18 protein-coding genes and 2 pseudogenes are annotated in these 21,041 nt (G+C 75.1%); 14 read left to right on the top strand and 6 right to left on the bottom strand.

All coding sequences use genetic code 11. The features are described from left to right. Positions 1 to 12: 12 nt before the first annotated feature. Positions 13 to 510: pseudogene (locus tag KMS84_RS12425) on the bottom strand (ATP-binding protein). Between the two features lie 126 nt (positions 511 to 636). Between KMS84_RS12425 and KMS84_RS12430 the strand changes: the two are divergent. Genes KMS84_RS12430 through KMS84_RS12445 form a run of 4 tightly spaced genes read left to right on the top strand, consistent with a single transcriptional unit; the run spans position 637 to position 5,950 of the window. Further along, positions 637 to 1,308: a GNAT family N-acetyltransferase gene (locus tag KMS84_RS12430; RefSeq protein ID WP_256916228.1), complete on the top strand. Its 672-nt coding sequence runs from the start codon at positions 637 to 639 to the stop codon at positions 1,306 to 1,308. Positions 1,309 to 1,312: 4 nt separating this feature from the next. Then, entirely contained in the window at positions 1,313 to 2,878 is a 1,566-nt protein-coding gene (locus KMS84_RS12435) for an ABC transporter substrate-binding protein (RefSeq protein ID WP_256916229.1), read from the top strand. A gap of 4 nt (positions 2,879 to 2,882) precedes the next feature. Further along, positions 2,883 to 4,724, top strand: coding sequence for an ABC transporter permease subunit (locus KMS84_RS12440; RefSeq protein WP_256916230.1), 1,842 nt, complete (start codon positions 2,883 to 2,885; stop codon positions 4,722 to 4,724). Further along, entirely contained in the window at positions 4,721 to 5,950 is a 1,230-nt protein-coding gene (locus KMS84_RS12445) for an MDR family MFS transporter (RefSeq protein WP_256916231.1), read from the top strand. The genes KMS84_RS12440 and KMS84_RS12445 overlap by 4 nt, the downstream gene beginning before the upstream one ends. 40 nt (positions 5,951 to 5,990) lie before the next feature. On the opposite strand, the gene KMS84_RS12450 is transcribed toward KMS84_RS12445, so the two are convergent. Beyond that, positions 5,991 to 6,746, bottom strand: a complete 756-nt coding sequence (locus KMS84_RS12450; protein WP_256916232.1) for a CDP-alcohol phosphatidyltransferase family protein — start codon at positions 6,744 to 6,746, stop codon at positions 5,991 to 5,993. Positions 6,747 to 6,854: 108 nt separating this feature from the next. On the opposite strand from KMS84_RS12450, the gene KMS84_RS12455 reads away from it, so the two are divergent. From KMS84_RS12455 to KMS84_RS12475, 5 genes and pseudogenes are all read left to right on the top strand, one after another. Then, positions 6,855 to 7,844 carry a zinc-dependent alcohol dehydrogenase gene (locus KMS84_RS12455; RefSeq protein ID WP_256916233.1) on the top strand — a complete coding sequence of 330 codons (990 nt, stop codon included), beginning with the start codon at positions 6,855 to 6,857 and terminating at the stop codon, positions 7,842 to 7,844. Between the two features lie 111 nt (positions 7,845 to 7,955). After that, a complete protein-coding gene (locus tag KMS84_RS12460; protein ID WP_256906673.1) occupies positions 7,956 to 8,354 on the top strand; it encodes a 6-pyruvoyl trahydropterin synthase family protein in 399 nt (132 codons plus the stop codon). Then, a complete protein-coding gene (locus KMS84_RS12465; protein ID WP_256916234.1) occupies positions 8,351 to 9,565 on the top strand; it encodes a glycosyltransferase family 4 protein in 1,215 nt (404 codons plus the stop codon). The genes KMS84_RS12460 and KMS84_RS12465 overlap by 4 nt, the downstream gene beginning before the upstream one ends. After that, positions 9,562 to 10,617, top strand: a complete 1,056-nt coding sequence (locus KMS84_RS12470) for a trans-aconitate methyltransferase (RefSeq protein WP_256916235.1) — start codon at positions 9,562 to 9,564, stop codon at positions 10,615 to 10,617. Before KMS84_RS12465 ends, KMS84_RS12470 begins: the two co-directional genes overlap by 4 nt. Next, positions 10,614 to 11,621 (top strand): annotated as a pseudogene (locus KMS84_RS12475) (lysylphosphatidylglycerol synthase transmembrane domain-containing protein); the annotation flags it as partial. The gene KMS84_RS12470 and the pseudogene KMS84_RS12475, both read left to right, overlap by 4 nt. A gap of 164 nt (positions 11,622 to 11,785) precedes the next feature. Here the strand turns inward: KMS84_RS12475 and KMS84_RS12480 are convergent. Further along, complete coding sequence (locus KMS84_RS12480) at positions 11,786 to 12,604, bottom strand: creatininase family protein (RefSeq protein ID WP_306425455.1); 819 nt, start codon at positions 12,602 to 12,604, stop codon at positions 11,786 to 11,788. Between the two features lie 38 nt (positions 12,605 to 12,642). On the opposite strand from KMS84_RS12480, the gene ribA reads away from it, so the two are divergent. The 4 genes from ribA to KMS84_RS12500 all read left to right on the top strand — a co-directional run bounded on the left by ribA (position 12,643) and on the right by KMS84_RS12500 (position 16,832). Beyond that, complete coding sequence (gene ribA / locus KMS84_RS12485; protein WP_256916237.1) at positions 12,643 to 13,302, top strand: GTP cyclohydrolase II; 660 nt, start codon at positions 12,643 to 12,645, stop codon at positions 13,300 to 13,302. 140 nt (positions 13,303 to 13,442) lie between these two features. Further along, on the top strand, positions 13,443 to 14,588 hold the full coding sequence (locus tag KMS84_RS12490) for an NAD(P)/FAD-dependent oxidoreductase (protein WP_256916238.1): 1,146 nt from the start codon (positions 13,443 to 13,445) through the stop codon (positions 14,586 to 14,588). Further along, positions 14,585 to 15,667: a saccharopine dehydrogenase gene (locus KMS84_RS12495; protein WP_256916239.1), complete on the top strand. Its 1,083-nt coding sequence runs from the start codon at positions 14,585 to 14,587 to the stop codon at positions 15,665 to 15,667. The genes KMS84_RS12490 and KMS84_RS12495 overlap by 4 nt, the downstream gene beginning before the upstream one ends. After that, the gene (locus KMS84_RS12500) at positions 15,660 to 16,832 is read left to right on the top strand and encodes a saccharopine dehydrogenase family protein (protein ID WP_256916240.1); all 1,173 of its coding nucleotides are present in this window, start codon (positions 15,660 to 15,662) and stop codon (positions 16,830 to 16,832) included. Before KMS84_RS12495 ends, KMS84_RS12500 begins: the two co-directional genes overlap by 8 nt. Before the next feature lie 187 nt (positions 16,833 to 17,019). Here the strand turns inward: KMS84_RS12500 and KMS84_RS12505 are convergent, their stop codons facing one another. The 3 genes from KMS84_RS12505 to KMS84_RS12515 are packed head-to-tail and all read right to left on the bottom strand — an operon-like array spanning position 17,020 to position 20,375. After that, positions 17,020 to 18,249, bottom strand: a complete 1,230-nt coding sequence (locus KMS84_RS12505; protein ID WP_256916241.1) for a serine hydrolase domain-containing protein — start codon at positions 18,247 to 18,249, stop codon at positions 17,020 to 17,022. A gap of 39 nt (positions 18,250 to 18,288) precedes the next feature. After that, positions 18,289 to 19,749, bottom strand: coding sequence for an MFS transporter (locus KMS84_RS12510; protein ID WP_256916242.1), 1,461 nt, complete (start codon positions 19,747 to 19,749; stop codon positions 18,289 to 18,291). After that, positions 19,746 to 20,375 (bottom strand): TetR/AcrR family transcriptional regulator, encoded by a 630-nt coding sequence (locus KMS84_RS12515; protein WP_256916243.1) that lies wholly within the window; start codon positions 20,373 to 20,375, stop codon positions 19,746 to 19,748. The genes KMS84_RS12510 and KMS84_RS12515 overlap by 4 nt, the downstream gene beginning before the upstream one ends. A gap of 212 nt (positions 20,376 to 20,587) precedes the next feature. On the opposite strand from KMS84_RS12515, the gene KMS84_RS12520 reads away from it, so the two are divergent. Next, positions 20,588 to 20,998 (top strand): VOC family protein, encoded by a 411-nt coding sequence (locus tag KMS84_RS12520; protein WP_256916244.1) that lies wholly within the window; start codon positions 20,588 to 20,590, stop codon positions 20,996 to 20,998. Positions 20,999 to 21,041: the final 43 nt, after the last annotated feature.

The following is a 21,041-nucleotide window of genomic DNA, read 5'->3' on the forward strand; positions in this document are numbered from 1 at the left end:
CCGTCTCGCCGATCACTCCGGTGCGGTCGGCCCCGGGACGAAAGCGGGGTCCACCTGGGCGGCCAGGTCCTGTCCGGTCGCCTCGTTCGCCCAGGCACGGGCGTGGCCTCGAGGAAGAGGAGACCGTCCTCGTCGGTCACCTTGTTGCCGGCCACGGCGAGGGGGATGCCGAACTCACGGGCGTGGTCCGGGTACTGGCAGTAGACGGAGACGCCCCGTCGGGTGGGCTCGGCCACCAAGAGCGTCATGGCGCGGACTGTCGCCGCGCAGCAGATCCTTGATGTCGTCCGGATGGGCGGCCAGGGGCGGGGCGGTGAAGCCGGGGGTGGCGTCGGCCGGGTCCAGGGCCTGCGCAAGATGCTGGTCGACGTCGCCCTCCACGGCGAGCACCGAGGCGTCCGAGCGGGCCAAGTGCCGTGCGAACAGAGCCGACAGCGTCGCCTTGCCGCTGCCGCTGCCGCTGCCGCTGCCGCTGCCGCTGCCGCCCTGGCCCACGCATGCGACGCGTATCACCGTACCGCCTTATTGAAAATGAATGTCATGTGACTAGATTGAGGGGTCGTTCGCGATCTCTGTCAAATCCGGGAGTGGTGGTCCAGTGATCAACTTTTCGCGCTTGCTGCATATGATGTGCAAGTGCGTCACTACTGCATCAGGCCTGCGGGCCCCGAAGACCTGGACGGCGCCCGCGCCGTCATGCTCGACACCGTCTACCGGGATTTCGGCAGCGGCTACGTGCCCCGCTGGCACGGGGACATCATCGATCCCCACGCCGCCTACCTCGCCCCACGACGCCACACCCTGCTGGTCGCGCTCGACGGCGGGAACGGCGGGAACGGCGAGGTCGTCGCCACCGCCGCCCTCGACTCCCGCGGCCCGGCGCACCCGCCGAACCCGCGTCACGTCGCAGAGCGCTACCCGGGCGGAACGACCGCCCAGTTGCGCCGCGTCTACGTGCGGCGGGAACACCGGCGACGCGGCCTCGCCCGTCGCCTGGTCGCCGAACTGCTCGCCTTCGCGGCCGCGGACGGCGGCTACCGCTCCGTCTACCTGCACACCGACCCGGCCGTCGAGGGCGCCGAAGCCTTCTGGCGATCCCTCGGCACCGTCGTCCACGACGAACGGCGGGAGACGGACGGCGGCCAGGGCATCGTCCACTTCGACGTCGCTCTGGACCCTCGTGCCGCCACCCCCGCCACCCCCGCAGACGCCCCGGTCGGCGCATCCTCCGGCCTGCCCCCCCAGGGCCTGCGCACCGCAGTCCCCTTCCTCCACCCTTTCCTCCACCCGCCTCGCACAGACCGGTGACTCCATGCGCGATCCCCGCAGCCTCCGCGACCCCGCCCACCCCCCTGCGCGCCGCGGTGTCCGCCGTCCCGGTCGCCCGCGTCGTCCCCGGATTCCCGCCGTCCTCTGCCTCGCGCCGCTCCTCGCCGGCTGCTTCGCCTCCCCCGGGGGCGGCGACGGCAAGGCCTCCGCGGCGGGCGACGGCCCCCGGCTGCGGGTCGCGCTCGCCTTCCCGCCCGCCGAGAACCTCTCCCCGCACGGCGCGGACGCCACGATCCTCAGCCGCCTCGGCGTCACCGAGTCGCTGACCGCGCTCGACGCCAACGGCTCGGCCGTTCCCGCGCTGGCCGCCTCCTGGCGACGCGAGAACGACCGCACCTGGCTGTTCACCCTGCGCGAGGCCGTCTTCCAGGACGGAACGGACGTCACGCCCGCCGCCGTCGCCACCGCGCTCGCCCGGGCCGGCGAGGCCAGGCCCGCCCCGGCCGCCCTGGCCGGCGTCACCCTCACCGCGAGGGCGGCCGGCGCCGCCGGCGTACGCGTCACCACCAAGGACCCCGACCCGGTGCTGCCCTTGCGTCTGTCCAGCCCCAGCCTCGCCGTGCTGTCGCCGAGGGCGTACGGGGCGGGGGGCGCCGTCGACCCGGCCGGCACCGCCACCGGCCCCTTCGAGATCACCCGGGTGACCGGGGCGACCGCCGCCGACCTCGACCGCTTCGACGACTACTGGGGCGGCCGGGCCCAGGCCCCGGGCATCGACGTGCGCTTCGTGGCCGACGGCGCCGCCCGCGCCAACGCCCTGCGCACCGGCCAGGTGGACCTCGCCGAGGCGATACCCGTCGCCCAGGCCGCCGCCCTCGACGCCGGCACCCGTCGCGAGACCGCCACGACCCGCACCACCAGCCTCCAACTCAACGCGAGGTCCCGCCTCTTCGAGGACCCCGCCCTGCGCGCAGCCGCCCGCGCGGCCGTCGACACCGCCGCCCTCGCCGACGGTGTGTACGAGGGACATGCCGACGCCGGGGCCGGGATCTACGGCCCGGCCGTCACCTGGGCGCAGGCCAAGCGCGTGCCGCCCACCGGGCGGGCGAAGCCCACCGCCCCGGGCGGCGCCTCCCTCACCCTGGCGACCTACGACAACCGGCCCGAACTCCCGGAAGCCGCACAGGTGGTGAAACAGCAGCTGGAGCACGCCGGGTTCAAGGTGAAGCTGGTGGTGCGCGAGTACTCGCGACTGGAAGGGGACGCCCTCGCCGGGAAGTTCGACGCCTTCATCGGCGCCCGCAACAGTCTGCTGGACACCGGGGATCCCGTCTCCCTCCTCGCCGGCGACTTCACCTGCGACGGCGGCTACAACCTCGCCCGGCTCTGCGACGCGGCCGTCGACCGGGCCGTCGGACGGGCGCAGGCGGCGACGGACGCCGACAAGCGGCAGGAGGCCGCCATGGCAGCCGAGGCCGTGATCCTCGGCACCGACGCCGTCATCCCGCTGGTCCATCAGCGCGTCGTCACCGGAGTCGCGGCGAAGGTCCGCGGTGTGGCGGCGGACCCCTACGAGCGCACCCTCGTCCGCGCCGGGACCCGGCGCTGACGGCATGAGGAGCAGGATGGGCGCGCTGCTGTGGCGCGTCGTGCTCGCCGTGACGACGGTGTGCGGGATCGGGCTGCTGCCCTGGCTCTCGCACACCGACCCGGCGCGCACCGTGCTGAAGGCGCGGTCGGCCGACCGCGACCCCTCCCCGCAGGCGCTCGCCGACGTGCGCGCGCAACTCGGCCTGGACGAGGGCCCGGTGCGCCTGCTCGGCCGGTGGCTCGCCGGGCTGCCGCACGGCGACGCCGGACGGTCCTGGATCTCGGGCGCGGACGTCCTGCCCGGCGTGCTGGAGGCGCTGGGCGTGTCGTTGCTGCTGATGGCGGTGGCGCTGACCGTCGCCGTGATGGTCGCGGCCGGGGTGTGCGCCCGCACCCTCTACCTCGGCGCACGGCGGCGGACGGCGGTTCGGCCTGCCGGCGGTTCCGGCTCCGCCGTGCTCGCCGCGCTGCCGGAGTTCCTCACCGCGTCCGTGCTGGCGACGGTGGTCGGCGTGCAGTGGGGCTGGCTGCCCGCCCTCGGCTGGTACGGCCCGCAGTGGACGGTGCTGCCCGCGCTCGCCCTCGGTCTGCCCGCCGGGGCGGTCCTCGGCCGGCTCCTCGACGATCAGCTGCCCGGCGCGTTCGCCGAGCCCTGGGCGGCGGCGGCCACCGCGCGCGGACTGCCCGGACGCAGCGTCGCCCGCAAGGCGCTGCGCCGGTGCGTGCCCGCGCTGCTGCCCAACCTGGGGTTGTTCGTGGTGGGCCTGACCGGCGGGTCGGTCGCCGTGGAGCAGATCTTCGACATCCCCGGCCTCGGCCGGACCACGTTGCAGGCGGCGATCGCCCAGGACCTGCCCGTCCTCCAGGCCGGCGTCCTCCTGCTCGTCGCCCTTGCCGCGGCCGTCACCGCAGGGGCCCGCGTCGCCGCCCGGCTGTTCGTCGGTCCCGCCCTGCGCGACGGCGCCCTGCTGACACTGCACCGGCGCGCGCCGGCCGGCCGCAGAGGGCCGCCGCTGGTCCACGGCCTGCTGTTGGCGTGCGTCGTCGGCCTCGGGCTGCCCCGCGATCCGCTCGCGCTCGACACCGGCGACCGCCTCCGGCCCCCCTCCGCGACCCACCCCTTCGGCACGGACGCGCTCGGCCGCGACGTCCTCGCCCGGGTCGGGCACGGCGCCGTCGACACCCTGCTCCTGGCTCTCGCCATCAGCGCGATCGCCCTGGCCGTGGGTATCGGGCTCGGGCTGCTGCCGCGGGTGTCCGGGCCGCTCGTCGACACCGTCAACGCCGTTCCGCCCGTGCTGGCCGCGCTCCTCGTGGTCGCGGTGCAGGGCAGCGGCCCCATGACGCCCGTACTGGCCGTGGCCGTCGTGGCCTGGGCGCCGCTCGCCGCGCACACCTCGGCGCTGCTGCGGCAGGAACGGGCCACCGTCCACCTGGCCGCCACCCGGGCGCTCGGCGCCGGCCCCTGGTACCTGCTGAGGAGAGGCCTTCTGCCCGCCGTCCTGCCGCCGGTCGCCCGCCACGCCCTGCTGCGGCTGCCCGGGGTCGCCCTCGCGCTGGCCTCGCTCGGCTTCCTCGGCCTCGGGGCCCAGCCGCCGTCCCCCGAATGGGGTCTGCTCCTCGCGGAGAACCAGCCCTACGCCGAGCGCGCCCCCTGGGCCGTCCTCGCCCCGGCCGCCGTCCTCGCCGTCCTCGCCGCCCTGGCCGTGACGGCGCCCGGCCTGCTGCGCGGGTCCCCGCGACCCGGGCGGGCGCAACGGTCCGGATCGCCCGGGCCGCGCGGCCGGCCTCCGCGGCCTCGCGGTCAGGAGCCGACGATCGGTGAACCGCGGTCAGAACCAACGCGGTTGACGGGGGCGCGATGAGCACGACCGGCCTCGTGTCCCGCCGGAAGGCGTCGGGCGCGCCGCCCCTGCCGCCGCTGCTGCGCCTGTTGATGGTGACTCAGCTGGCGTTCAACATAGGGTTCTTCGCCGTTCTGCCGTTCCTCGCCGAGCATCTGGGCGCATCCGTCGGCCTGGCGGGCTGGCTGGTCGGCTTCGTGCTGGGGCTGCGGACCTTCAGCCAGCAGGGACTGTTCGTGGTGGGCGGGGCGCTCGCCGACCGGTACGGCGTGCGGCCCGTCGTCCTCGCCGGATGCGTCCTGCGGATCGCCGGGTTCGCCTGGCTCGGCTACGCGGAGCGGGTTTGGACGGTCGTCGCGGCGGTGCTGCTGATCGGGTTCGCGGCCGCGCTGTTCTCGCCCGCCGTCGAATCGGAGGTGGCCCGTCAGGCCGTCCTGCACGAGAGGGCGGACGGCGGCTCACGCACCCGGGTGCTGGCCCTGTTCACGGTCGCCGGACAGACCGGCGCGTTCGTGGGGCCGCTGCTCGGCGCGCTGCTCCTGGAGGTCGACTTCCGCGCGGTGTGTCTGACCGGCGCCTCGATCTTCGTCCTCGTGCTCGTCGGCCATGCCCGGCTGCTGCCCCAGCACATCCCCGGCCGCGTCGGCCTCCGGCTCCGGGGCGCCGCGGGTCCGCTGCTCCGCAACCGCCGCTTCCTCGCCCTGTGCTGCGCCTACGGCGCCTACCTGCTCGCCTACAACCAGCTGTACCTCGCCCTGCCCGCCGAAGTGGAGCGTGCGACCGGCTCACAGACGCCGCTGGCCTGGCTGTTCGCGCTGTCGTCGCTGCTGGTGGTGGCCGCCCAGCTGCCGGTCACCCGGTGGGCGGGGGAGCGGCTCGGCCCGCGGGGCGCGATGGCGGGCGGGCTCGCGTCGATCGCCGCGGGATTCGTCGTCGTGGCCGTGGGTCGGTACGCCGCACCGACCGGGACGGCGGCGTTGCTGCCCGCGACCGGGTTCACGGTGCTGCTCACCTTCGGCCAGATGCTCGTCGCGCCCGTCGCCCGGGCGTGGACCCCCGACTTCGCCGAGGACGGCCGGCTCGGTCTGTACACCGGGGCGCTGTCCTCGGTCTCCGGCCTGATCGTGCTGTCGGGCAGCGCGGCCACCGGCGCGCTCCTCGGCGCCGGGCTGCCGCCCGCCGTGCCCTGGCTCCTGCTGGCCGCGGTGCCGGCCGCGGCCGTCCTGCTGCTTCCCCGTCGGCCGTGACGACCACCGACGGGCCGGAGACGCCGCGCGAGCGCGGCGGCTACACGAGCTCCAGGACCGCTTCCGCCGGGCGCTCGGTCACCGCGCGCGACGTCCGCCACAGCCACAGCACGTCCCGGCCGAACGACCACACCAGGGAGCCGAGCGCCAGCAGCACCACGGCGAACGTGGCGGCGTAGGGCAGCAGGGCGGACCCCGCCAGCAGCAGCAGGACGCCCTGCAACGCGGCGACCGTCTTGCGGGCGGTGCTCGGCGGGAGCGGGGCGTTGAGCCAGGGGGCGACGCGGGCCGCGGCGACGAAGGCGTAGCGCATGCCGCCGATCAGCAGGACCCACGGGCCCAGCGTCATCGCGACGTACACGCTGAGCACCAGGATCAGGAACGCGTCGACCTCCATGTCGAAACGCGCGCCCAGCGCCGTCGAGGTGTTCGTGCGGCGGGCGACCTTGCCGTCGACGCCGTCCAGGATCAGGGCCACGGCCGTCAGGCCGACCAGCAGCGTCACCGGGGGCGTGCTCTCGAAGGAGTCCGCGACCAGCGCGGTCACCCCGCCCACCAGCGTGGCGCGGCCGAGGGTGACCCGGTTGGCCGGGCCGAACGTGCGCAGGCTGGAGCGGTGCAGCGCCCGGGAGAGCACCGCCCAGGTGGCGATGGCGAAGACGAGACCGGTCACCCAGCCCGCCGGCCCCATGCCTATCGCCGTGCCGAGCAGGGCCAGCAACAGGATCTGAACGCCCGCTCCCACAGCGGTCTCCTGCTGGACCAGCCTCGCGTCGTAAGTGTTGTTCAGGGCCACCGCACGTTCCTCCGGCCAGATGACAGAGATGATCAGTGCCGCGTACTGTGCGCGGACTGTGCACACCTCGGTACGTGAACAGGTTCCCGATCGTTCAGGAGGATGTGGATGTCGATCGCCGCTCGTGCGTTCTGGGTCGCCTCGCCCGGTGAGGGGGAGATCCGTGACGTCGTCGTTCCGGATCCCGCCGACGGCGAGGTCCTGGTGCGCTCGCTGTGGTCCGGCGTCAGCCGCGGCACGGAGACCCTCGTCTTCCGCGGCGGGGTGCCCGAGAGCCAGCACGCGGTCATGCGGGCGCCGTACCAGGAGGGCGACTTCCCCTCGCCCGTGAAGTACGGCTACCTCAACGTCGGCGTGGTGGAGCGCGGGCCGGCGGAGCTGCTCGGGCGCACGGTCTTCTGCCTCTACCCGCACCAGACGCGGTACGTGGTTCCGGCGGCGGCGGTGACGGTCGTGCCGGACTCCGTGCCCGCCCGCCGGGCCGTCCTCGCGGGCACCGTGGAGACGGCCGTCAACGCGCTGTGGGACGCCGCGCCGTTGGTCGGGGACCGGATCGCGGTCGTCGGCGGCGGCATGGTCGGCTGTTCGGTGGCCGCGCTGCTGGCCCGTTTCCCCGGCGTCCGCGTGCAGTTGGTGGACGCCGACCCGGCGCGCGAGAAGGTCGCCGAGGCGCTCGGCGTCGGATTCGCCGCGCCCGCCCGGGCACTGGGCGGCTGCGACCTCGTCGTGCACGCCAGCGCCACCGAGCAGGGGCTCACCCGCTCACTGGAACTGCTCGCCGACGAGGGGACCGTCCTCGAACTGAGCTGGTACGGCGACCGGAAGGTCTCCCTCCCGCTCGGCGAGGACTTCCACTCCCGGCGCCTCGTCGTCCGCAGCAGCCAGGTCGGCGCCGTCTCCCCGGCACGCCGTTCCAGTCGCTCCTACGCCGACCGGCTCGACCTGGCGCTGGAGCTGCTGGCCGAGCCGGCGCTCGACGCCCTCGTCACCGGAGACAGCGCTTTCGACGAGCTGCCGCAGGTGATGCCGAAGCTCGCGTCCGGCGAGATCCCGGCGCTGTGCCACGGCATCAGGTACGACCAGGAGCGCCTGACCTGAGAAAAGAGTGAGATCACGGTGAACAGGGGGAACCGTTGAGCCGTACTACACGGCATCCCCCGGCGGTCAACGGCCGGGGGAGCAGAGGCGCCGCACCTGGAGGGTCGTCCGTTGTTCAGTGTCACCGTCCGCGATCACATCATGATCGCCCACAGCTTCAGCGGCGAGGTCTTCGGACCCGCGCAGCGCCTGCACGGAGCGACGTTCCTCGTGGACGCCACCTTCCGCCGCGAGCAGCTGGACGACGACAACATCGTCGTCGACATCGGACTGGCCACGCAGGAGCTGGGAGCGGTGGTCAGCGAGCTGAACTACCGCAACCTCGACAACGAGCCCGACTTCGCGGGGATCAACACCTCGACGGAGTTCCTGGCGAAGGTCGTGGCGGACCGGCTCGCGGAGCGCATCCACAAGGGCGCGCTCGGCGAGGGCGCCCGAGGCATCGCCGCCATCGCCGTGACCCTGCACGAGTCGCACGTCGCCTGGGCGAGTTACGAGCGTGCGCTGTGACCGACACGACCCTGGAGAAGGCCGCCGTGCAGAGCGCTCCGGCCGGGCAGCAGGCTCCGCTGGCGTACGTGCCCGTGCAGGCGCCGCTTCCCAAGATCGGTGGGATCATCCCCATGTCCCTGCGCTCCGTGCACTTCGTGATGCCGGGCGGCGTCGACGACACGGCGAACCCCAGCGGCGGCAACGCCTATGACCGGCGCCTGTGCCTGGACCTGCCCGGCTTCGGCTGGCAGGTCCACAAGCACCTGGCGCCCGGGTCGTGGCCCCGCCCGGAGGCGGACGCCCGCGCGGACCTGGCGCGCACGCTGCGCGAGTTCCCCGACGGCACGATCGTCCTGCTCGACGGACTGGTCGCCTGCGGGGTCCCGGAGATCATCGCCCCGGAGGCGCAGCGGCTGCGGCTCGTCGTGCTCGTCCATCTGCCGCTGGGCGACGAGCGCGGCATCGCCGCCGAGGTGGCGGCCGAGCTCGACGCCAAGGAGCGGGAGGTGCTGCGGGCCGTGCCGGCGGTCGTGGCCACCAGCGACTGGGCGGTGCGCCGCCTCGTCTCGCACCACGGTCTCGCCCCCGAGCGGGTGCACGTCGCCGCCCCCGGCGCCGACATCGCCCCCCTGGCCTCCGGCACCGACGGCGTGTCCCGGCTGCTGTGCGTGGCCTCCGTGACCCCGCGCAAGGGCCAGCACCGGCTGGTCGAGGCGCTGGCCGCGGCCAAGGACCTGCCGTGGAGCTGCGTGTGCGTGGGCGGGCTCGGGCAGGACCCGCAGTACGTCGCCCATCTGCGCGAGCTCATCGCCCGGCACGGTCTTCAGGACCGGCTGGAGCTCGCCGGACCGAAGGCCGGCGCCGAGCTGGACGCCGCGTACGCCTCCGCCGACCTGATGGTCCTCACCTCGTACGCGGAGACCTACGGCATGGCCGTCACCGAGGCGCTGGCCCGTGGCATCCCGGTCCTGGCGACGGACGTCGGCGGACTGCCCGAGGCGGTCGGCCGCGCCCCCGACGGCGGTGTCCCCGGCATCCTCGTCCCGCCGGAGGACCCGGCCGCCCTCGCCGCCGAACTGCGCGGCTGGTTCGGCGAGCCCGACGTGCGACGGCGGCTGAAGGCGGCCGCGCGCGGCCGCCGGGCCGCCCTGAACGGCTGGGCGTCGACCGCCCAGAGCCTGGCCGGTGTTCTGGGCAGGCTTCCCCGCGAGCCCCGGAGGGCGGCATGAGGAAGACGACGGCGACCCCGGCCGACATGGCCCGGCACGTGGGCGGCATCCCGGCCCAGCCCGGCCGCGGCGAGTCCGTCTCCCTGGTGGAGGCCGCGCTGCCCCCCTCGCACCCCGGTTCCGGCGCCGAAGCCGATCCGGAGCAGGTCATCGCGGGCGCCGGGCCGGTCGGCCGGTCCGGCGAGCGGCCGACCGTGCGGCTGCGCGACGCCGGACCGGACGAGCAGCCCCGCTACGCCCCGGAATGGCTGGAGCTGCGCGAGCCCGCCGACGCCGCCGCCCGGTCGATGGAGCTGCTGGACCCGCTGCGGATCCGGCTCGCCAACCTGCCCGGCCGCAGCGGCCTGGCCATCCACGACCTGGGCTGCGGCACCGGCTCCATGGGCCGGTGGCTGGCCCCCCGGCTGGACGGCGCGCAGCACTGGATCCTGCACGACCGCGACCCCTACCTGCTGCACTTCGCCGCCGTCGCCTCCCCGCGGGCGGCCGCCGACGGCAGCCGGGTCACCGTCGAGACGCGGCGCGGCGACGTCGCCCGGCTCACCCCGGACGCCCTGCTCGGGGCCTCGCTGGTCACCGCCTCCGCCCTGCTCGACGTCCTCACCCGCGAGGAGGTCGAGACGCTCGCCGCGGCCTGCGCCGGGGCGGGCTGCCCGGCACTGCTGACCCTGTCGGTCGCCGGCCGCGTCGAACTCAGCGACCCCGACCCGCTGGACGACGAGATCGCCGCCGCCTTCAACGACCACCAGCGGCGCGGCGGCCTCCTCGGCCCCGACGCCGTCGCGGTCGCCGGTGAGGCGTTCGCCGACCAGGGCGCGACCGTGAAGGTGCACCCGAGCGTCTGGCAGCTCGGTCCCGAGAACGTGGGCCTGACCGCCCAGTGGCTGCGCGGCTGGGTCGGCGCGGCCGTGGAGGAGCGTCCCGAGCTGGCCGAGCGGGCCGAGGCCTATCTGGCCGCACGGCTCGCGGCCTGCGCCGCCGGCGAACTGCGCGCCACCGTGCACCACAGCGACCTGCTGGCGCTGGCCCGGCCCACGGGCGGAGCCGGATGAGCGCGGAGGCGGTCGGCCCCCGGGTGAGCGCGCCGCCCGTGCTGTGGGCGGAGACGGCCGCGCCCGTCGTGCGGCGGCCCGCGCGGGCGTTGCCGGCGCAGCGCGGCGGCAGCGCCGTCTCGGCGGCCCGCATCGGCGTCATCGTGAACGCGCCGCACGCGAAGCGGCCGTCCCGGCTGCGCGCCGTGCTCGGCAGCCGTGCCCTGCGCACCCACTTCGGGACCGTCGCCGGAGTCACCATCCTCGCGGTGCTGCTGTGGCGGCTGGGCACCGGCGTCTTCCTGGACGGGCTGCGGCGCGTGGACGCGCCGACCCTGCTCGCCGGGCTCGCGATCGGCGCGCTCACCACCGTGTTCAGCGCCTGGCGGTGGGCGCTGGTGGCCCGCGGACTGCGGATCCGGCTGCCGCTCGGCGCGGCCGTCGCCGACTACTACCGCGCCCTGTTCCTCAACGCGGCGCTGCCCGGCGGCATCCTGGGCGACGTGCACCGCGCGGTGCGGCACGGACAGAGCGAGGGCGACGTCGGGCGCGGTGTGCGGGCCGTGGTCCTGGAGCGCACCGCGGGACAGCTCGCGCTGACCGTGGCGGGCGTGACGATCCTGCTGACCCTGCCCTCGCCGGTCATGCAGGACGTCCGGCACGTCACCCCGCTGGTCCTGCTGGCCGGCGTCGGCGCCTGCGCCGTCGTCCTCGCCGTGCGGATGAGCTCCTCGGCCCCGCGCCGCGCCGGACGGCTGCGCGCGACGCTGGCGGAGGCCCGCGAGAGCCTGCTGTCGCGGCGCAACGGGCCGGGCGTCGCCCTGTCCTCGGCGATCGTGCTGGCGGGACATCTCGCCATGTTCGTCGTGGCCGCGCGGGTCGCCGGTTCCGGCGCCTCCGTGCTCACGCTGCTGCCGATCGCCGTCCTCGCGCTGCTCGCCATGGGACTTCCCCTGAACGTCGGGGGCTGGGGCCCGCGCGAGGGCGTCACCGCCTGGGCGTTCGGCGCCGCCGGGCTGGGCGCGAGCACCGGCCTCTCCGTCGCCGTCGTCTACGGCGTGCTCAGCTTCGTGGCGGCGCTTCCCGGAGCCGTCGTGCTGGTGGTGCGCTGGTCCGCGGGCCTGCGCGCCCGGGCCGCCGCTCCGGCCGGCCCGGGCCCCGAGAAGCGGCTCGGCGAGGACGAGCCGCGCTACGCGGAGGCCGCGTCACCGGCGGCCGCCGGGCCGTCGCCGGTCCCGGTCGCCGAATCCGGCGAAGCCGCCGCGGTCAGCAGCGAGAAATACGCGCCGAAGGAATCCGCGAGGCTCGCCAGGAGTTCCTTTCCCTTTTCCGCCGAACCCAGGGAAGGACGGCCGATGACGCCCGAATCGGTATAGGCGGACATTCCCAGTGTGAGCAGATGACGGCGGTCGTCCGCGACGAAATCGGCCGACTCGTAACCGGGCCGGACGACGTCGGGGTGGGCGTGCAGCAGGATCGACGTCTCGATCTCCCCGGCGTGCATGTCGGTGAGGAGCGAGGTCGACACCCCGGACCGCTCCAGCGCCGCCTCCCAGTCCTCCGGGGCCGGGAAGAGCGCCATCCGCTCGCCCGCGGCGGACGACTCCTGGACGACGTTGCCCAGGACGTAGTTCCCGCCGTGTCCGTTGACCAGCACCAGGGCTTCGACGCCCGAGCGGCGCAACGACGCCGCGATGTCCCGTACCACCGCGTGAAGGGTCACGGAGGAGATGCTGACGGTTCCCGGCCAGGCCGCGTGCTCGTGCGAGCAGGCGATGGTCACCGGCGGGAGGAGGTGCACCGGGTACGCCTCGGCGATCTCCCGCGCGATGGCGCAGGCGACCAGCGTGTCGGTGGCCAGCGGCAGGTACGCGCCGTGCTGTTCGAAGCTGCCGACGGGCAGGACCGCCACCCGCGTCGCGACTCCGGCTCCCCGGGCCCGCACGTCTTCGGTAGTGTCCGTCGGCATCACTCCGTACGCCGCCGACCGTATGTCCGAACCACTCATTTCTTCCCGGCCCTTCGTCTCTGCTTAGGAACCAGATCATGACAGAAAACATTGGCGTACTCGGCACGAAGACCCCGCAGCGCACCGGTGTGGAACGCGTGGTGAATGCCCCCCTGCCCACCGTGTACGGGAAATTCCAGGCGATCGGTTATATGGACCACGACCGCGGTGACGAACAAGTCGCCCTGGTCTACGGCGAGATCGGCGCGGAGGACGTGCTGACCCGGCTGCACTCGGAATGCCTGACCGGCGACGCGTTCGGCTCCCAGCACTGCGAGTGCGGCGACCAGCTGGAGTCCGCGCTGCGGGCGGTGGTCGCGGAGGGCCGTGGCGTGGTCGTCTACCTGCGCGGGCACGAGGGCCGCGGCATAGGCCTGCTCGGCAAGCTGCGCGCCATGGCGCTTCAGGCGGAGGGCCTGGACACCGTCGAGGCCAACGTGGCCCTCGGCTTCCCGGTGGACGCCCGCGACTACAAGGCGGCCGCCGACATCCTGCGCGACCTCGGCGTGCGGTCGGTCCGCCTGATGTCGAACAACCCGCGCAAGCGCGAGGCGCTGACGGACAACGGCATCAGGGTCGCCGAAGAGGTGCCGCTGCTGATCGAACCGTGCGAGAACAACATCACCTACCTGCGCACGAAGCGGGAGCGCATGGACCACCGGCTGCCCCACCTGGACGCGGTGGCGCACTGGTCCTGAGCGCGCGGCGCGCCGCCGCCCCGACGGGCGGGGACCACGGCGGCCCGGCGCAGCACCGCCCGGCCCACGACAGCCCCGGCGCATGACAGAGCCCCGGCCCCGGCGACGGGCCGGGGCTTCCGCCGAAAGGAGCCGCCCGCGTGAACCCGCATGCCTCGGTCGTCGTCATCGGCGGCGGGGTGATGGGCACGGCCATCGCCTACCACCTCGCCGCCGCCGGCGTCCGCGACGTCCTGCTGCTGGAACGGGACGAGCTCGCGGCCGGATCCACCTCGAAGGCCGCCGGAGGAGTCCGCGCCCAGTTCTCCGACGAGCTGAACGTCCGGCTCGGGGCGCGCAGCCTGGAGGCGTTCGCGCGGTTCGGGGAGGAGATCGGCCACGACATCGGGCTGCGCCGCGTCGGCTACCTCTTCCTGCTGTCGACCCCGCAGGAGGTCGCCTCCTTCGAGGCGGGCGTGCGGCTCCAGAACGCGCTCGGCGTGCCCAGCCGGATGATCGACCCGGCCGAGGCGCGCCGTCTGTCCCCGCTGGTGCGCACCGAGGGGTTACTCGCGGCCGCGTTCTCGCCGGACGACGGTCACTGCACCCCCGAAGCCGTCGTCCACGGGTACGCGGCCGCGGCCCGCCGGTGCGGGGCGCGCATCCTGCGCCACACCGCCGTCACCGGCATCGACCGGCAGGGCGACATGATCACCGCGGTGCGCACCACGCTCGGCCCGATCGCCACGAACACGGTGATCTGCGCGGCCGGCGCCTGGTCCCGGTCCGTCGGCGCGATGGCCGGCGTGGACCTGCCCGTGCGGCCGCTGCGCCGCCAGATCGCCGTCACCGAACCGGTCCCGGGCCTCCCGCCGGACCTCCCCATGACGATCGACTTCTCCAGCAGCCTCTACTTCCACGCCGAGGGCCCCGGCCTCCTCGTCGGCATGTCCGACCCGGACGAGCGGCCCGGCTTCGCCACCGACACCCACGACCGGTGGATCCCCCGCCTCACCGCGGCCATGGAGCGCCGCGCCCCCGCCCTCCTCGACCTGCGCCGCACGGGCGGCTGGGCGGGCCTGTACGAGGTGACCCCCGACCACAACGCCCTGATCGGCGAGGCCACGACGGTCTCGCGCTTCCTGTACGCGACCGGCTTCTCCGGTCACGGCTTCCTCCAGGGCCCGGCCGTCGGCGAGGTCGTCCGCGACCTGTATCTGGGCCGCGTACCCTTCGTGGACGTCGCCCCCCTGAGCGCCGACCGCTTCGCGTCCGGCGCCCCGCGTCCGGAGGTCAACCGCGTATGACGGCACTCCACCTGTGGCTGCGCCACGAGGTCCGCGCCACCGAACGGCGCACCCCCGTCGTCCCCGACGACGCCCGCCGCCTCATCGAGGCGGGCGTGCGCCTGAGCGTCGAGGACTGCCCGCAGCGCGTCTTCCCGACCCGGGACTACGAGGCCGTCGGCGCGCGGATCGTCCCGGCCGGCTCGTGGACCTCCGCGCCGGACGACGCCGTCGTCCTCGGTCTCAAGGAACTCCCCGACGAGCCGGGCGAGCTGAGGCACCGTCATGTTTTTTTCGGGCACGCCTACAAGCGCCAGCCGGGAGCGGCGGCGTTGCTCCGCCGGTTCGACGCCGGCGGCGGGGCGCTCCTCGATCTGGAGTACCTGGTCGACGACGACGGCCGGCGGCTCGCCGCCTTCGGGTTCTGGGCGGGCTACCTCGGCGCCGCCCTCGCGGTCCTCCAGCACCGCGGCGGGCTGACCGCTCCGCTCGTTCCCACCGACAAGGACGAGTTGGACGCGGCCCTGCGTCAAACGGAGCACGCGCGCGGGGAGTTCACGGCCCTCGTCGTCGGCGCCCTGGGCCGCAGCGGCCGGGGCGCGCGGGCCGCCTTCGCCACGGCCGGCGTCGACCCCACCTGCTGGGACCTGGCGCAGACCCGCGACCTGGACCGGCCCGCACTGCTCGCGCACGACGTGATGGTCAACTGCGTCCTCGCCACCACCCCCGTCCCGCCGTTCGTCCGCGAGCAGGACCTGGACGACCCCGTCCGCCGGCTGCGCACCCTGTCCGACGTCACCTGCGACGTGGGCTCGCCGCTCAACGTCCTGCCGGTGTACGACCGCACGACCGAGTGGGCCGACCCGGTGCGGCGGCTGCGCAAGGACCCCCCGCTGGACCTGATCGCCATCGACAACCTGCCGTCCCTGCTGCCGCGCGAGTCCAGCGTCGACTTCTCGGCGGCGCTCACCCCGCTGCTCGCCGACTTCGGGACCGGCGGGGCCTGGGGTCGCTGTCTGGACCGCTTCCACGAGGCGAGCCGCGAACCCGGCCCGGACGCGGGGCGGTTCGGCGCGCCGGGGGAGGACGGCCGTGGCTGACGCCGTGCCCGCCACCGGCACGGTCCACTGGATCGGCGCCGGCCTCTCCACGGGCAGCGGCCTGGCCGCCCTGTGCGAGCACGCCGACCGCGTCCGCCTGTGGCACCGCACCGTGCGACGCGCGGCCGCGGCCCTGGACGGGCTGGGCCTGACCGGACGCGCCGAGCCGCGCGCCTACACCCTGGACGCGCTCGCCGCCGAGCTGTCCCCGGGGGACGTCGTGGTGTCGATGCTGCCCGCGCCCGACCACGGCCCGCTGCTCGAGGTGTGCGTGGCCGCCCGGGCCCACTTCGCGTGCTCCAGCTACGCGGCGGACGCCGTGTGCGCGCAGGCGCCGGCGGCGGCCGCGGCCGGGGTCGTCGTCCTCACCGAGGCCGGACTGGACCCGGGCGTGGACCATCTCTTCGCGCACAGCCTCGTCGCCCGGGCCCGGCGGGCGATCGGGGAGCGCACGCCCGCCGCGTACCGTCTCACCTCCTACTGCGGAGGCGTCCCCGCGGTCCCCGACGACTTCAGGTACCGGTTCAGCTGGGCCCCGCTCGGCGTCCTCAACGCCCTGCGCACGCGCGCGCGTTACCTCGACGACGGTGTCGAGACCGTCGTCGACCGGCCGTGGGAGGCCACCCGCGGCCACCTCGTCGGCGGCGAGCGGTTCGAGGCCTACCCCAACCGCGACAGCCTCCCGTTCATCGGGCAGTACGCGCTGCCCCCGGCCTGGCGGCCGCTCGTCTTCGTGCGCGGGACGCTGCGCCTGGACGGCTGGCTGCGGGCCTGGGACGCGGTGTTCGAGGAGCTGAGGACGGGGGACGACGCGCGGATCGCCGCGCTCGCCCGGGAACTGGCGGCCGCCCACCCGACCACGGCCGCCGACCGCGACCGTGTCGTCCTGTCCGTGGCGCTGGAGGTGACCGCGGACCCGGACTCCCGCGCCGGGGACGCCGGCTCCTGGTCCGGCGAGTACCTCCTGGACCTGGAGGGCGACGCCGACGAGAGCGCGATGGCCCGCTGCGTCTCCCGCCCGCTGGCGCTCGGCGTGCGGCACGTCCTCGACGGGTCGCTGCCGCCGGGGCTGGGCAGGGCGGCCGGGACGGCCGAGCGCTCCGAGCAGTGGCTGGACGAACTGCGTGCCGACGGACTCGACTTCACGCTGCGCGTCACGAACTGACGGCGGAGTCCGCCGGATCCGGCGGACCCATCGGGCGCGACGCACGGGCTCCGGTGTACGCACCCGCGTAACCGGACCCCGTGGAGGCCGATGGCGTGCGTGCGGCCACCGCCGGGTGCGGGGGAGCGCGGGGGCGCGGGGCCGCGCGGGTGTGCGAGCGCCCGTGCGGGCGGCGGTCCGGCCGCGGTCAGCCGGTGATCGCCTCGTGGACCAGCCGTTTGAGGTCGGGATAGAGCTTCAGCGACTTCCGCGGGCGCAGCTGGGTCAGGAACTGCACGGAGACGTCGTGGGCGGGGTCGACCCAGAAGGTGGTGGTGGCGACGCCGCTCCAGCCGTACGTGCCCAGCCCGCAGGGGGCCTGGGTGCGGCTCGGGTCGACGACCACGGACACCCCGAGTCCAAAGCCGACCCCGTCGTTTCCCGGCTCGTCGTGGGCGGGACGGCTGCCGAAGGCGCGCAGGTCGGCGCCGCCGGGGAGGTGGTTGCGGGTCATCAGGTCGACCGTCCCGGGCGCGAGCAGACGCACCCCGTCGAGCTCGCCGCGCCGCCGCAGCAGCTCGCTGAACCGGTGGACGTCGTAGGCGGTCGCGACCATGCCGCCGCTGCCCGACAGGAAGCGGGGGCGGCCGAACAGGGGCAGGCCCGCGATGGGCTCGATGCCGCCGCCGTCGGCGTCCCCGTACAACTCCGCCAGCCGGCCGGCCTGTTCGTCGTTCACCTGGAACCCGGCGTCGGGCATGCCGAGCGGACGGAAGATCCGCTCGGCGAGGAACTCGTCCAGCGGGCGTCCCGAGACCACTTCGACGACCCGGCCCAGCACGTTCGTGGCCACCGAGTAGTTCCACTGGGTGCCGGGCTCGAACTGAAGCGGCAGCCGCGCGTACGCCTCCACGGTGCCCGCGAGGTCGGAGCCCGGCAGCACCGCCGAGTCCAGTCCCGCCTCGCGGTACAGGGCGTCCACCGGGTGACAGTGGTAGAACGCGAAGGTCAGGCCCGCGGTGTGGGTCATCAGATGCCGCACCAGCAGCGGCTGCTCGACCGGCCGGGTGGACAGGTCCGCGCCCGAACCGCCGGTGTACACGCGCTGGTCGGCGAAGGCCGGCAGATGGTCGGCGACCGGGTCGTCGAGCCCCAGCCGGCCTTCCTCCATCAGTATCAGCGCGGCGACCGAGGTCACCGGCTTGGTCATGGAGTAGATCCGGTAGAGGGTGTCGGCCTCGACGGGCAGCCCGGCGGCGACGTCGCGGCGCCCGTGGGCGGTGAGGTGCGCGACGCGGCCGCCGCGTGAGACGGCCAAGAGGTACCCGGGCAGACGCCCTTCGCCGACCAGGTGGGCGAGATGCTGGTCGAGGCGGTCCAGCGCCTTCCCGTCCAGCCCGGCCTCGCTCGGATCGACCTCTTGTCGCAGCAGTGCCATCTTGTCCTCCGGTGCGTTCGTTCAAGGCGCGGTCCCGGCCTACCCGCCGGGACGGCCTCCGACCTCATCGTCGCGCAGGGAACGCGCGTACGGACCCCTTTCGGCCCGGTGATCCCTGTGCGTTGCGTCGCTTCCGTCCGCCGGGTGACCAGCGGGGAAGCCGGCCGGGAGGGCGGTGGCGGCGGGGCGCGCACGGCCCGGCAGCGTCCGGCACAGCGCCGGGGCGGCCGCGGCCGCGCACGCCAGCGCCCACAGGGGCGAGCGCGGCGCGCCCAGGTCCATGAGCACGGTCGCCGTCGCGACGCCGAGCGCCGGTCCGACGTTCATCGCCGTCTGCTGCAACCCGCCCGCCACCCCGGCCGACTCGGCGGGCGCCAGCCGGACGACGACATGGGTCGCCGCCACCATCGTCGCGCCGAACCCCGCGCCCACCAGCGCGAATCCGGCGCAGAAGACGGCGGGAGCCGCGGCGGCGGCGAGGACGAGGAGGCCGAGGGCGAGCACGGCCGTCGCTCCCGTGAGCGTGGCGCGCGCACCGGCCCGGCGCAGCAGGACCGCGGCGACGGGGGCGGCGGCCACCAGCGACACGGCCAGCGGAAGGCTGAGCAGGGCGCTGTGCAGCGGGGTGAGACCCAGGCCGTCCTGGAGGAGGTAGACGCAGGCGAACACCGCGCCGTTCAGCGCCGCCGACGCGACGACGAGCAGACCGAGCGCGGCGCAGACCGGGCGCGGGCCGCGGCCGTCCCCGCCGGTTCGCCCGAAAGCCGACGACGGCAGCAGGGGGTCCGGGGCGCGTCGCTCGTGCCGCACGAAGGCGACGGCGGCGAGCAGGGCGACCGGCGCCGACCAGGTCACGCCGGGGAGGGCGACCAGGGTGTGCACCAGACAGGCCAGCGCGAGCGCGAGGAGCAGGGCGCCGGGCAGGTCGAGCGATGTGCCGGCCGACGGCTGTCGCTCCTCCCGGGAGGCGAGAGCGAGCGCGCCGAAGAGCAGCGCGGGCACGACGTTGACGAGGAACACCGACCGCCAGCCGAACTCGCTGGTCAGCGCCCCGCCGACCACGGGCCCGGCGGCCGCCGCCACCCCGATGGCGGCCGTGCGCACCGCGATCGGCGTGCGCAGCCGCTCCGGTGGGAACGACGCCCGCAGCATGCCCAGCGTGGCCGGTTGCAGCAGCGCCCCGAACACGCCCTGCACGATCCGCAGCCCGATCACCCAGCCCACCCCCGGCGCCACGGCCAGGGCCGCCGAGACGGCCCCGAAGCCCAGCATGCCCACGGCGAAGACGCGGCGGTGTCCGTGGCGGTCGCCGAGCCGCCCGGCGAACACGAGCAGACTCGCCACCGCGACCAGATAGCCGGTGCCGGTCCACTGGGCCCCGGCCAGGGAGGCGTGCAGGTCGTGTTGCAGAGCGGGCCGCGCCACGGTGAGCACGGTGCCGTCCAGGGCGACGATCACCGCGCCCGCCACGCTGCTCGCCAGCGTGAGGGAGCGGTTCACCGCGCGCCCTCGGGCCCCAGGTGCGCGTCCAGCGCCGTGCGCAGCAGCGGCCCGAAGTCGTCGGCGCCGGTGGCGAGTTGCAGACTGCCCCAGCGCCACAGCTGGGCGATGCCGTGCAGGTTCGCCCACAGCGCGGCCGCGACGGCACGGGCGTCGGCGTCCGGTCGCACCCGGCCGACGAGCTCCACCAGCACCCCGAACAACGGCAGGCTGGTGTCGCGCAGTCGCAGGTGGCCGCTCTCCAGCAGATCATGACGGAACATCAGCTCGTACATCCCGGAGTTCTCCAGGGCGAACCGCAGATAGACGCCGCCGAGCGCGGTGAGCTGCCCGCGGGGCTCCGCGCCGTCGTCGCCGCGGGCCGCGCTCACGCGCGTGGCGAGGTCGGTGAATCCGCGGTGCGCGATGGCCGACAGCAGTTCCAGGTGCGTGGGGAAGTGGCGGCGGGGCGCCCCGTGCGAGACACCGGCCCGCCGCGCGATCTCGCGCAGGGTCAGCGCGCCGACGCCCTTCTGACGGACGAGGTCCACGCCGACGTCGACGAGACGGGTGCGCAGGCCGGCGTCGGAGCCGGTGCCGCTCGAGGGCGTCGCGGTCCGTTCCGGATCGGATGCTGGTTCGGTCATGGACAGTGTCTACCAGCGAGGAGTAGACACTGTCTACTCTTTCCCGGCCCCCTGCCGGCGGGGACGACGGCCGAGAGGCCTCGGGGGGACCGCGCGGCATCGGTCCGCGGACGTAGGGCCGACGGCCGATGCCGCGACGCGGCCCGCTGCCTAGGCTGCGGGAGCGGACCGCCGCCCCTGCGCGGACGCCACCCCTGTGAGGAGAAGTCGTCATGCCCGTCAACGGCCGTAGCCACATCCGCTTCGCCCGGCCCTCGCGCGACCTGGCCGCCGCGGAACGGTTCTGGGGGGAGGGGCTCGGGCTGAGCGTGCTGTGGCGGGCCGAGGGCGGCGGGGAGCCCGGCGAGCACGACCTGCTCATGCTCGGCTGGCCGGACGCCGGCTGGCATCTGGAGCTCGTCCACGAGCCGGGCCGCCCGGTCGAGCCGCGCCCGACCGAGGAGGACCTGCTCGTGGTCTACGTCGACGGTCCCGTGCCGGACGACCTGGTGGCCCGGCTGGAGCGGAACGGGGGCCGGCGGACGCAGTCGCCCAACCCGTACTGGAACGAGTGGGGCGTGACCGTCGAGGACCCGGACGGATACCGGCTGGTGCTGTGCCGGCGCGGCTGGTCGAACGCCTGACGCCCCGCGGCCCGAGCGGTCCGGCGCGGGCCGCGGCCGCCCG

Origin of the sequence: Streptomyces hilarionis, from assembly GCF_024539675.1 — a bacterium.
Lineage (GTDB): Bacteria > Actinomycetota > Actinomycetes > Streptomycetales > Streptomycetaceae > Streptomyces > Streptomyces hilarionis.